Origin of the sequence: Thermoanaerobacterium butyriciformans (genome assembly GCF_017874545.1) — a bacterium.
Taxonomy (GTDB): domain Bacteria; phylum Bacillota; class Thermoanaerobacteria; order Thermoanaerobacterales; family Thermoanaerobacteraceae; genus Thermoanaerobacterium; species Thermoanaerobacterium butyriciformans.
In genome coordinates, this window is sequence record NZ_JAGGLT010000031.1 from 1 (window position 1) to 12,061 (window position 12,061).

17 protein-coding genes are annotated in these 12,061 nt (G+C 32.8%); 2 read left to right on the forward strand and 15 right to left on the reverse strand.

Annotated features, from left to right (window positions below; genetic code table 11):
* Positions 1-100: 100 nt before the first annotated feature.
* From J2Z80_RS12120 to J2Z80_RS12185, 14 genes are all read right to left on the reverse strand, one after another.
* Positions 101-469: a type II toxin-antitoxin system RelE family toxin gene (locus J2Z80_RS12120; protein WP_209454622.1), complete on the reverse strand. Its 369-nt coding sequence runs from the start codon at positions 467-469 to the stop codon at positions 101-103.
* Between the two features lies 1 nt (position 470).
* Positions 471-839 (reverse strand): type II toxin-antitoxin system Phd/YefM family antitoxin, encoded by a 369-nt coding sequence (locus tag J2Z80_RS12125; protein WP_209454623.1) that lies wholly within the window; start codon positions 837-839, stop codon positions 471-473.
* 145 nt (positions 840-984) lie between these two features.
* Positions 985-1,422: an A24 family peptidase gene (locus tag J2Z80_RS12130; protein ID WP_333511124.1), complete on the reverse strand. Its 438-nt coding sequence runs from the start codon at positions 1,420-1,422 to the stop codon at positions 985-987.
* Positions 1,423-1,433: 11 nt separating this feature from the next.
* A complete protein-coding gene (gene cpaB / locus J2Z80_RS12135) occupies positions 1,434-2,075 on the reverse strand; it encodes a Flp pilus assembly protein CpaB (RefSeq protein WP_209454624.1) in 642 nt (213 codons plus the stop codon).
* A gap of 3 nt (positions 2,076-2,078) precedes the next feature.
* A complete protein-coding gene (locus J2Z80_RS12140; protein WP_245301313.1) occupies positions 2,079-2,585 on the reverse strand; it encodes a hypothetical protein in 507 nt (168 codons plus the stop codon).
* Positions 2,575-3,000, reverse strand: coding sequence for a hypothetical protein (locus tag J2Z80_RS12145; protein ID WP_209454625.1), 426 nt, complete (start codon positions 2,998-3,000; stop codon positions 2,575-2,577). Before J2Z80_RS12145 ends, J2Z80_RS12140 begins: the two co-directional genes overlap by 11 nt.
* Before the next feature lie 40 nt (positions 3,001-3,040).
* Positions 3,041-3,238 (reverse strand): flagellin, encoded by a 198-nt coding sequence (locus J2Z80_RS12150; protein WP_209454626.1) that lies wholly within the window; start codon positions 3,236-3,238, stop codon positions 3,041-3,043.
* A 13-nt stretch (positions 3,239-3,251) separates the two neighbouring features.
* Positions 3,252-4,049, reverse strand: coding sequence for a type II secretion system F family protein (locus tag J2Z80_RS12155; RefSeq protein ID WP_245301314.1), 798 nt, complete (start codon positions 4,047-4,049; stop codon positions 3,252-3,254).
* A 36-nt stretch (positions 4,050-4,085) separates the two neighbouring features.
* A complete protein-coding gene (locus tag J2Z80_RS12160; protein ID WP_209454628.1) occupies positions 4,086-4,979 on the reverse strand; it encodes a type II secretion system F family protein in 894 nt (297 codons plus the stop codon).
* Positions 4,976-6,118, reverse strand: coding sequence for a TadA family conjugal transfer-associated ATPase (locus J2Z80_RS12165; RefSeq protein WP_209454629.1), 1,143 nt, complete (start codon positions 6,116-6,118; stop codon positions 4,976-4,978). Before J2Z80_RS12165 ends, J2Z80_RS12160 begins: the two co-directional genes overlap by 4 nt.
* On the reverse strand, positions 6,105-6,833 hold the full coding sequence (locus J2Z80_RS12170; protein ID WP_245301315.1) for a CpaE/TadZ family protein: 729 nt from the start codon (positions 6,831-6,833) through the stop codon (positions 6,105-6,107). The genes J2Z80_RS12165 and J2Z80_RS12170 overlap by 14 nt, the downstream gene beginning before the upstream one ends.
* Entirely contained in the window at positions 6,718-7,872 is a 1,155-nt protein-coding gene (locus J2Z80_RS12175) for a hypothetical protein (RefSeq protein WP_245301316.1), read from the reverse strand. Before J2Z80_RS12175 ends, J2Z80_RS12170 begins: the two co-directional genes overlap by 116 nt.
* Before the next feature lie 456 nt (positions 7,873-8,328).
* The gene (locus J2Z80_RS12180) at positions 8,329-8,694 is read right to left on the reverse strand and encodes a hypothetical protein (RefSeq protein ID WP_245301317.1); all 366 of its coding nucleotides are present in this window, start codon (positions 8,692-8,694) and stop codon (positions 8,329-8,331) included.
* A 123-nt stretch (positions 8,695-8,817) separates the two neighbouring features.
* Positions 8,818-9,402: a hypothetical protein gene (locus J2Z80_RS12185; RefSeq protein ID WP_245301318.1), complete on the reverse strand. Its 585-nt coding sequence runs from the start codon at positions 9,400-9,402 to the stop codon at positions 8,818-8,820.
* Positions 9,403-9,531: 129 nt separating this feature from the next.
* Between J2Z80_RS12185 and J2Z80_RS12190 the strand changes: the two genes are divergently transcribed.
* On the forward strand, positions 9,532-10,905 hold the full coding sequence (locus J2Z80_RS12190) for a coiled-coil domain-containing protein (RefSeq protein WP_209454632.1): 1,374 nt from the start codon (positions 9,532-9,534) through the stop codon (positions 10,903-10,905).
* On the opposite strand, the gene J2Z80_RS12195 is transcribed toward J2Z80_RS12190, so the two are convergent.
* Positions 10,889-11,146 carry a putative Se/S carrier protein gene (locus J2Z80_RS12195; protein ID WP_209454633.1) on the reverse strand — a complete coding sequence of 86 codons (258 nt, stop codon included), beginning with the start codon at positions 11,144-11,146 and terminating at the stop codon, positions 10,889-10,891. The two genes, J2Z80_RS12190 and J2Z80_RS12195, sit on opposite strands and share 17 nt — an antisense overlap.
* Before the next feature lie 126 nt (positions 11,147-11,272).
* Here J2Z80_RS12195 and J2Z80_RS12200 point away from each other — a divergent pair, with 126 nt between their 5' ends.
* Positions 11,273-12,049 carry a CAP domain-containing protein gene (locus J2Z80_RS12200; protein ID WP_209454634.1) on the forward strand — a complete coding sequence of 259 codons (777 nt, stop codon included), beginning with the start codon at positions 11,273-11,275 and terminating at the stop codon, positions 12,047-12,049.
* The last annotated feature ends 12 nt before the right edge of the window (positions 12,050-12,061 follow it).

Sequence of the window (12,061 nt, forward strand, 5' to 3'; positions counted from 1 at the left end):
TATATCCATTAATTTCCTTTAAAGTCTATTTTAAAAGCTGTAGGGGAAGTCTGCGCTTTTTTGGCTACTTATATAATAAGTTTTCATAGTAAAAAACGCCTTAATCGGCGCGCATATCATTTTCAAAACCCTTCTCAAACAACTTACTCCCATATTTTCTTTTTCTTTTCTCTGCCAGTGAATAACAATAATCATCATCTCTTACAGAAACAACTACTATATTCATAATTTTTTTATCTCTAACAAGTGTGTAAACTACCCGTATTCCTATATTTCTATATTTTATCTTAAAAAAACCTGTTAGATTATTTCCCTGCTTATTGCCAAGAGGCTTTCCATAACCACCTTCGCTTTGAGGTAGAGGATTAGAGCTTACTTTCTCAATACCTAAATATATAACCATTCTGATACTCTTATCCAACTTACGCAAATCTTTCTTCGCTTCCGGTATAAAAGAAACATCCCACACTTTATTCAATCTCCACCAGATCAATATATTTTTTTAATTCTTCTCTCGTTAAGCCATCCTCTTTAAGAATTTCTTCAAAAGGTATACATTCTTCCTCTTTCAAATTTTTCGTTCTTTCAATTGCAAGCTGTAAAAGTTCAAGATCTTCCTGTGCTTCCATAAGTTCGTCATACTGTTCGATAGGTATAATCACTGCTTGTGGCTTATTATTTTTAATCACTATAAAATGCTCCTTTTTTTTAGCAACATCCTCTATGATTTTCGACGCTTTTCCTCTTCCTAAATCACTCACAGAAATCATACATGAAACCAAATTTTTAAGATTAGAAAATTTTCTCTTTTTCATACTCGTATCATCCACCTTAAACAATATCTATTCCTCCTTCCTATTCTATTCTTTACTTAATTTAAGTATACATTTCTTGTTTGAAATTTTCAATTAAAAAATCATGAAAATTTTGATGAATTATTAATATCTACTATTTGCCTATAAAGTTTATAGTATCCATCATCATCTAATATAAGAAGTGTAAATTCCACGAAAACACCTCCAAAATCAAATAAAAAATGTAAGACAAAAACACATACGGCACAAGTGGCACATAATGCCTTAAACCCTTTCCTTTCAATATGCCGTAAATCAAAGAAAATATAAGAAGTACAAACATAGGCAATGCCAGCATAGAGAAATCTTTACCCATAAAAAAAGCCAAAACAGTCAGAAGTTTAATATCCCCACCGCCAATACTTCTTGACGAAATAAGTGATGTAATCATAAGAAGAATAAAAACTATTCCAGCCATTAAAAGGCTTTCCTTTAAATTGCTAATGAAAAAAAGAGAATAAATAAAAAGGACAATGACCGCAAAATCAGGCACTTCTCTTTTTTTTAAATCAACATAACTTAAATATGCAAGAATAAATATAACCGGTATATATTTTATCTCTCTCACCTCCAAATTATTTAATATCCCATCAAAAACAAACTTCCTTTAGCTTCATACTCTTTTATAGCAATAGCCTGTTCTGGTGTGACAATTAGTGTTACTGCTGCGGGAAGTAAAGAATCCGTATCATACTGATTGTTTTTATCAGCTTTTTTAATATCCACTCCAGATTTGTTAACAATATCAAATATTTCAACTTTACTTGCAATTACAGATCCACTTCCACCTTTCTCATCGCTCTTTGGCACCCATCCAACATCAACCCAGTCCCCCGGCTTAATTTTACCTGCCAAAGAAGACGCTAAATTTACGCTTATCATCACCCTTCTCATTCCTTCTTTTAAAACAGGAACATTGTCTTTAGAAACCATACTCTTCATCACGTATGAACCCTCTGCTATATCCACTTTAGCATATCCCGAGGGCTTTTCACTTAGCAAATACATATCTTTAACATACGCAGACTGTGGTATAAGCTTTATACCAAGCTTCGAATCTATTTTTTCTCCTGCCTTAATATCAGAAAATGCTGCTATAACTTGAACTTTCTTATCACTTTCCGTCATCTTGTAAAAGTACTGATATTGAAAATACGACAATATAGCCGCCAAAATCAAACTTATTAATATCAAAAGTATTCTTTTCTTAAACAAAACCATCTATCATTCCTCCTCTAAACTGTAGAAATTGTCAACATCTCTATGTACAACAATATCAACATATCTTCCAAACAGACCTGTTAGTCCAGGTCTTCGGGCTTTAAAACTTATAATCACATGAATAGACGTGTTTCTTATCAATGTCTCTCTAGGACAATATGTGGGATAATCACCTGGATTGTAAACTATAAATTCATCAACATGTACTGGCCCTGCTGCCACACTTCCAGACATGGGATTCATATTGTCATCAAGCTTCATATTCTTTTTAAGGTATTCATAAAAAGTATCCTTTGCAGCATCTTTATCTAAAACATATTCTCCATAAGCTGCATCAACAGAATCTGCACTTTTAAGTGCAGCAAGAGCTGATGATACAACAGCATCATCTGCAACATTTTTAATATTGTACAGGTATCTGCTTTCTATCAAAAATATGCTGAATACAAAAAGCGGAATGAGAAAAAGCAGTGTCAATAATATTACCCCACTGCCTTTTTTATCTTTCATACTTTTTGCTAACAGATGTAATAGGTCCATAAACCATCTCAACATTATTATCAATCCTTTTTACTCCTCCAAATGTAATACTGTACCTTCTAATTACGGTGTCCATTGATATCTTTACTTTTACATCTTCACCGTAAGGTACAGGATATGGAGTGTAATCTATATGAACTTTATCAGTATAAATTCCTTTAGACTTAAGAAAAGCTTCAAGATTATAAAGCTCATCATCCGTCATTCCGCCTTCAATCTCCATTCTTAAGACTGCTTCTCTTGCAGCCTGGCGTAAAGTATCGTATCTTGTCAAATCCATAAGCATATTTACTGTATTAGCAATTGGTATTATAAGAAAGGGAAGCACAAGCACAAAGGCTATTAACTCTACATTCCCCTTTCTCCAATATTTCCTAATTTTCATAGTTAAGCAGGGAGAATTTAATCTCCCCGCTATCACCTCCTTACTGTCCATTTAGAACCTGCTGCATTTGGCTATTAAGGTTTGAAATACCTGAACTCGTCGTCTGTCCAAGATTTCTAATAGGGTTTGCTGCAACAAGAACCACAAACAAAATTACTAAAGCTATTGAAACAAGTTCACTAAGACCTTTTGAGTTTAGTAAAAATTTTTTAATTGAACCTTTAAATTTCTTCAACACAGAATCTGCCTCCTTAAAAAATCATTTTTAATCCACTTTGAATGTTTGTAAAATATGAGTAAATGTACAGCGTAACTATAGAAGCCATTAAAAAGAAAATAGCAATAAGGACCTTATATTCCATGGATTTGTCCTCACGTGCTATCTTAGATGCTGCAGTATTAAAAAGCGAAGATGAAAGAGTCGATAAAATTTCCACGGTTCTCCCTGTCCTGTCCCCTTGCAGCAAAGCCATTGCTAAAACATTAGCCTCTGGCAGATTGACTTCACTAGTAAACTTTCTTAGCGCCACCTCCTTTTCTCTTGTCATAATGTACTCTGCAGCAAGCTTCGTTATTGCACTTCTCACCTCCTTTGACTTCGCTGACTTAGCTGTAATCAAAAATATATCTTCAAGCGGCACGTCAGCCGCCGCTCCCAGCTCAAATAAGTCCACTATTTCAGGCATTTCTCTTTTAAATTTCTCTATGCAGTCCTTTCTTGCAGACTGAATATATAAATCCAATCCAAATATGCTAAGCAAAAATAGTAAAGCAACCTGCAATCCACTCATTTTAGTTAAATAAATGTATATAACTGCAAATAAAAGAAGCCCTATGTGGGCAAGAATATACGTCTCTGCTGTAAGCTTTAAGGGGTTTCCCGCTGCTTTAAGCATTTCATTTATTTTATCAAGAAAACTTTTCTTTACTGTCTTTCCCAAAAGCTTTGAAATTTCATCTATAGGCTTTATACGGTAGATTCTTTTTCTAAGCCTATAAATTTCATACTCCTTAATAGCTGTATAAATTAAAAAAGCCAGTAAAGGCATTAAAAAAAGGCTGTAAATAATCTTTAACATCCCCTTTCAAACAGATGAATTAATATTTTTAATCATGTATAATCCAAAAATAATGGAAACAGCATTAGACATCGCTATAACCTGTCCTGTAACTGTATTTTTAACAATATATACAATATCAGGATCACTTGAAATATTCACCATAAGCATTAGATTCATAACTATCATGACAAGTATTACAATACTTCCTACATAGGCATTAGCAGACTTAATAGCTTCAAGTGAATAAAGTTTTTCCGCCTGATCTTTAAGCTTAGTTATCGCCTTATTAAAATTGCCGCCGTATTTAATGCTCATTTTAGCAAAATTTATAAACTTCCTGAATTCATTGTTTCCTGCCTCAGATGCCATGTTATCCAAACACTCCAATACGCTTATCTGAGTTTTTTCAAATTGAAAAACATTTCTTTCAATGATTGACTTTAAAGGATTTGAGATATAAGGTGCTGTATATTTTAAAGCATTAATGATATTGCCTTCAATATTATAAAACCCCATAAATGTCGTTAAGAAGGCAAGATATGCTTCTTTAACTTTTTTAACATTTATAGACGAAAGAAGCATCATAAATGCAAATGGCAAATACAGAGTTGCAAAAGCGTAAAACAATGCTGCAAATCCAAGTCTGCGAAAAAAATAAACAGCCAAAGCTAGAATTACTAAATTTATTGCAGCCATATTTTTTGCATTGAAAAAAGGCAATCTCCTCTTAAGACCTGACTGCGCGAGAAGCACATCTATACTTTTTAAGATTTTACTTCCTTTTCCTGCTATAAAACCCCTTTCGCTGAAATGCCACTCAATCAATCTTTTTTTAAACTTGATACGTTCTACAGCAACCGCTGCAGTATATATGATTAAAGATAGCAGTACAAACTGAATAAAGCTCAAATAAATCAAGCAGTGCCGCCTCCTTTCAAATCCAATATTTCTTTAACCCTGTAATCTTCCATAAAAATTATCATATCTAGACAGGAGAAAAGCATCTGCCTTAAATCCTCTATAGGTACATCTGTTCCTGATCTCTTCATCAAAAGTACCAATCTATCAATTACCTCTTTTGCAGAATTAGCATGGACAGTAGCCATACTGCCACGATGACCTGTGAAAACAGCATTAAAAAAGTCCATAGCCTCTCTATCCTTTATTTCACCTATAAAAATCCTGTCCATGCTCATAAGTAACCCTAATTTTGTAAGTTCAAATAGCGTATAATCTTTCACTTCTGGATTGTCTGAAATTCTTACAAGCTTACAGATAACATCTGGATGTTTCGGCTTGATTTCAAATGTCTCCTGAATTAAAAGCCCTCTCTCCTCATAAGGAACTTCATTAATCAACGCACCTAATAGGGTTGTCTTTCCACTACCGCCTTTACCGGCAATTACAATAGTTTTTCTATCTCTTACTGCACTTTCAAAAAGCTCCTTTTCTTCATTCGAAAACATTCCTTTTTCTACAAGCTCATCAATAGTAAAGCCGGTTGTAGGCTTTCTTATTGCAATAGACGGCGAAATAACATTAATAGGCTTAAGAGATATGACAATTCTCAAATTTCTTTTTCTGTCTGTAAGAACTGCCTCTACATTTGAGTTTTCATCAAGTTTTCCGCCGCACATGGCCGCTATTTTATAGCAGTATCTTGTAAGTTTCTCCTCACTGCCAAAATTAACGGGTACTAAAGACTTCTGCCCAAATTTTTTAATATAAACAGTATTGAATGAATTGACAAGGATATCAGATACCTCAGGATCATCTATGTACGGCTGAAGTGGTCCATATCCAAAGAGTGTATCAAATATTTTTTGCATAAATGCCTCAATACTGCCATGATATATCCTTTTGTTAATCACTATCTCTCTAATCTTACTTTCCAGAATCGTGCGAGAAGACACTCCACTTTCAATTTCTGCAACTAGCTTAGGGTATTTTTTAACCACCTCTGCAGTAATTTCCTCACAAGCGTCTTCAACAGAAAAATTTGCATTTGCATCATACTTCATAGTATCATCAGGTATAAAAGGATCAATCAGCGCCAATGCTTTTCACCTCTCTCATCGCTTTGATATGTCCTATATCTTCAATATCTTTGCCAATCAAAACCTTAACAATTCTATCAATATCATGAAATACATTTTTCTCGCCATATCTTACGTTAAAAGTTTCTGCACCTATAATTCTTTCAACAGTGCTGACATCAACTTCGCTTCTAACAGACGTATTAAGAATAATTTTAAACTTGTTTTTATCTATGTCCCATCTCTCACAGACGAATTTAATCATTTCTGCAGTATCCTCAACACTCCAGATAGTTGGTGCTGTCACGCACAAAATTACATCACTGTTTTTTAAAGCTGTATAAGTTGACGAAAAAAACACTCCTGAATTTGTATCAAGCAGAACATAATCAAATTCATCTTTTAATGTCTTAATCACTATTGAAAAATGCTTCTCTTGAAATTTTGAAAAGTCGTTCATAGAAATGCCAGACAAAATCCATGTATTCTGATTTTTATTCAAGTGGTGCTTTATTATAGCAGACACATCCCGTTTGTCCTCAATTGCCTCGTAAATATCAGACTTATCGCTAAGTTCAATTCCAAAATATTTATGAATATGCGGCATAACCTCTTTAAAGTCAGCTAGAACTATATTTGTCTTGTATTTCTTCAAGGCCGCTGCAAAAGCTATTGCCAATGTCGTTTTCCCTGTGCTTCCATTTGCGCTCCAAAAAGCTATCATTTTCTTTGGCAATCTCATCACCTCCAAATTTTTCTTCCCTCTTTAACCTTGATCTTTCTAAAAGTATTTTTTCAAGCTCCTCAATATCGTCGCTGCTGTACTTTCTCTGAGAATACCCGTTAAAATAATTTCTGGGCACGGCATAATTTGCGCTATTGCCTGATTTTACATTGTCTACAGCCTTCCTTATTGATTTTTCCTTGATGTAGTTTTCTATCGTTTTTTCAAGAAAATTAATAGGACTTTTGATATCTCGTCCTTTCATCCTCTCTATACATGTTTTAATGTCATCATCACTAACCATATACTTACTCTTAAGCTTATTTATTACATCATCTCCTAAACTTTTTGGCTGATTTTTCAAAATCCGTCCGTCCATCTCCTCCGATTGATTGATTGATGTATTCTTATGAGTAATATCCTGATGTAATCTATTGATATAAGGGAGATGGGTTTTTCCCACCTCTGGAGATGGGCTTTTCCCATCTCCAGGAGATTGACTTTCTCCATCTCCAGGAGATGGACTTTTCCCATCTCGGGAGATAGGCATGTCAGGATATAAAGCCTTCTCATTTTCTACTTTGGGTTTAATAAATTCTCCGTCATTTTCTACTTCCTTATGGTTAATCTCATCCAATAGCATGTCTACAAGCTCATTATTCCGAACATAATATGTTACATTTTTCTGTTTATCTATAAAGCTGCAGTAAAGTTTCTCCTTACCATTTTTAATAAATAACCTACCTTCCTCTTTAGCTTTTAAAAATTCGTTTCTGGAGCCATATCTTACTCCTATTTTGTCAAACGCAGACCTAAATTCATCAATAGAAAACCCAAGCTCTTCTATCCAGCTATCACCTTCTTTATATGAAAAATGATTTGGCGCTGGCTCTAAAAACTTATAAAAGTAATTGTAGTCATATTTGTCAAACCAGTATTCCAATTGTTCAAAAAGGATCGCAGCCGTAACAGAACCTGCAATTTTCCTGTATTCCGGATGATATGGTATTATTCTGCTTGATAAAGCAGCAGACCTATTTCTCCTTTCCATGTTTAACCTCCTCTCTAATCTCTTCCTTCTTTTATTAAGCAAAGACTAATTAAAAGCCCTAAAATTATTCCAAACAAAAAACCGGCTGCTAAGCCGACAGTATAAAAAGTGTTCAAAATTTTCATCTCCTTCTATTCTTAAGTTTAAGATATACAAAAAATTGACGAAATTAAGTTATGCAATAAATCTCGTTTCCACTATTTTAAATTCTTTCCCTAAATTGCAACAGAACATAGATTATAAACGATACAGTGAATTTCTTAATGTAGCCAAAAATAGTCTTATTACATTTAATGATGCTACGTACAAAGTAGTAATAATTTTAATTATATGTTTTCTTGGATTAATATTTATATCACTCTTTTTTCTGTATATCGAAGCCACGCGAAAAAATTACTTAATTGAAATGTATGATTATCAAATAGAATATTCAAAAAAATTTTTAAAGTAAAATTATTATTTATCCTCAAAATAACTTATACCAGATTTAATGACTTTTGTGCTTATATTATAAAATGGCGAAAAAGCTCCATAATCAACTTCTATAAAAACTTTTTCGCCTTTTGTTTTTCTTTCAGCTGTACCTGTAATAAAACAATAAGATGTAATACCTTTGTAACTCACTGTTCTCATTATTTCATTTTCTATTTTTTTATACGTCGTATAACTTAAATAACCTTCTTTTTCAACATCTTTGATATGTTTTTCTAAAATACTTTCTATTTTTGTTTTTATAATAGCTTCTTTGTGTATACTGTTTATATTATAAATCACAAGAAAAATTGTAACAAAAATAAAAATTATTACACTTATAATTATCATTAATCTCACTTTTAGTTTCTTCCTTTCAGATAAAAATAAAAAGTATTCAAAATTTTCATCTCCTTAAAAAAATAAGCCTTATTAGCTTTAGTGGTTATCCATTTTTCTCCTTATTTTCTCATCTCATGGTACGCACTCAGGTGGTACTGGGCAGAATCCATACGAAGGAATCAAAAGCTGTACGTCCATAGCAGATTTTATGATGATCCATACACCTATGATTACCTCTAATGTTGTCGGTGTTCCAACATTAACCCTTCCAAACAAGCATTCAGCTATCGCTTCATATTTCATGATAGCGGTTGTCGGTTCTGGTATATATAAGACTATATCTTTATTAAATGTTGTTGTTAATCCTGTTAATGTTTGAATGTCCCCTGATGTATTTGTTATTACAACATCATATGTTACTTGGAATGTAGCCTGCACTCTTGCAAAGCCTGGTCTTTCAGGAATAGGTGTCAGTGTAAATCCAGGAGGCGATACAAGCGTTACAGTAACATTTTCGCAGCGTCCAAAAGTAGGATTTGTGATAGTCGGCACGAATGTGACAGGCGGTATGCTGTCAAGGCACAATCTTTGTGAGCAAGAATCGTAAATCTTTGTAACTTCTATACAAGTTATCTCAGTCGGCTCTGGAAGTTGACCTGGTTCTACAGGACCTGGTCCTACTTCTTGTTCTCCAATCAGCTTTTTAGCAAATGCCATTTTATTTCCCCCTTACGATTAATTTTTTATAATTTATTTGATTTTGCATATTTCTAGTAACAATATACGTAGGACCTATAATATTTGTTACAAACTATGAATATAATTTTATTTGAAAGGAGGTATTTTATGGACAAGGTGCTATTGAAATGTGAAGGTAGAAAGTATCAGTTGTCGCTAAAACAAAATGTTATTACATTATTTGAATCTGGTGAAAATCCCAGTGAAATAAGTCTAATTGACAATGCACTAAGCGATTTTGACGCAGCTTTTAATATGGATAAAAATATTGTAATCACTTACTACAGCAAAGAACAAAATATAGTTCTAGCTACTTTAACCAGTGATAATAAAATTGCCAAAAAGATTTTATATCATTACAACGATAAGACAATTTATATAGACAATTTTAGGCTTATAATATGCAATGATGATGTACATGTATTTTTTATGGAACACAATTTGTCAAATCCAAAAAAGATACTTCTAAAACACTACATCTTCAACGGAGCGCTAAAAGTTAATGAAGTAGCAGCGATAAACAATATACAAATAAAGCCTTTTTATAGCGTCGCATTTGATAAATTTGGTATACTTCATTTAGTCTACGTAACCACTGAAAATACACAAAAAATATACTATACGACATTTATAAACAATATGTGGACACTGAAAACTACAGTATCAGAGGCAGTCTCTATAGAATGCCCAAATATAAAAATTGACGACAAAAGAAACATCCATATATGTTGGGTGGAAGAAAACATAATAAAAGAGTTAAAGTACAGAAAAAAAATCGATGGTGGATGGCCAAAAGGATCATGGGACAAAAAAATTACATTGTCATTCTCTGACACCATTCTTGGACCTTGTATAAACATAATCGACAGCAACATTTGGTGCACATGGATTCAACAAAATACTTTTTATAGTGCCATATCATCAGACGGAGGAAATAGTTTCAGCAGACCATTTAAATTAGCTGAAAAACCTTCTTCATATGAACTAGTGAAAAAAATTGAGCCTTCCTCTGAAAAAATTATATATGCAAATCAAGATGGAGATGAATTACCTTTCGATTCAGATAAAAATGATATATCATACGACAAAGATAGTTACTTTACTTTTTATATAAAAGAAGTCCAAGAATATTTAAGCACACTTTCAAAGAAAATAGAAAATCTCCAAAAAGAAAAAATACACTTAGAGAGAAACCTAAATCAAAAAAGCTATGAGATTGCACTGAAAAATAGAAATATAGAAGAACTTAAAGAAAATATAAAAAAAATCTATGAAGACAGGGTGAAATACACATCGAAAATTGATAATCTAAACTCTGTCTACAACAATGTCTTATCCGAAAACGAAAAATTAAAAAAGCAGATAAAAGATCTGCAGAATAAAATTTTAATATTAAATTCAAAGTTAAATGAAAAAGTGGAAAATGGTACTATTGACAAAATAAAAACTATATTCTTTGGAAAATCTAACGAACACCTATGACCGTGTATCCGCTATAAGTCTTTTCTACCTCATATATCCCTTTATAAGGGATATTTATTCTTTGGATAATCGATTTTACAACATTTACGTATTCCGATCCAAATTTCAAAGAATGACTGCAGCTATTCATTATCGAACGCGGAGTTGGAACAAATTCAACAGGTATATTATTCTGCCTTAACACCTTATCGCACAAGACTGCATGTTGATATGAATAAAATACTAATATTGCACATCTCATCTCAGCACCCCCTATTTTAATATATTCACAAAAACTATTAATGATAAGCATTTCCTGCATGTCCAATAATTACTTAAAGGTTTTTTTTTATGTCTGTCGAATATTAAATTAGGGAGAGTGATTTTGGTGAAGAAAAACTTAAAATATTATGCAACATTTGCAGTTATTTCATTATCAGTATTAAGTCCTTTAGCAACGGTAAAAGCATCATATTCCTTTGGAATATATACAAAAAACAATGTCGTATATAATACGGTATATAATACCACTAGTTCCAATGTAAATACGATAAAATATTCTGGATTTAATACTGCACCAATAAAAATAAATTACTTAAACAGTACCAATGTCTGGTACAGTGATAATTTTTGGTGGACCAAAGCAACTATCAGTACATCTAAAATCAATCAAGCTGTTGTCAATGGTGCGTCAAAAAGTACTGCGGCAACATCACTAAATGGCACACAGATAGGTAATGGACAAGTAACAAATATGGATAAACAGAACTACCAAGGTTTATCAGCACAAGAAAAACAATTAGTAGATCTCATAAATAAAGAAAGAACATCAAGGGGTCTAAGCCCTCTCACAATCGATGAAAACTTATCAAAAGTAGCTCGCATTAAAGCAGAAGACATGAAAAGCAATAATTATTTTTCCCATACATCGCCAACATATGGTTCGCCATTCGACATGATGAAACAGTTTGGCATAAGTTATAATTCTGCTGCGGAAAATATAGCGGAAAATAGCGATGTTGTAAGTGCTCATTATGCCTTAATGAATTCAAGTGGGCACAGAGACAACATTTTAAATCCTTATTTCAACAAAGTTGGTGTAGGTGTTGTCTCAAATAATAATGGTAACGGAGTAATAGTAGTTGAAATGTTTATAAAACAATAAATTTATATATCA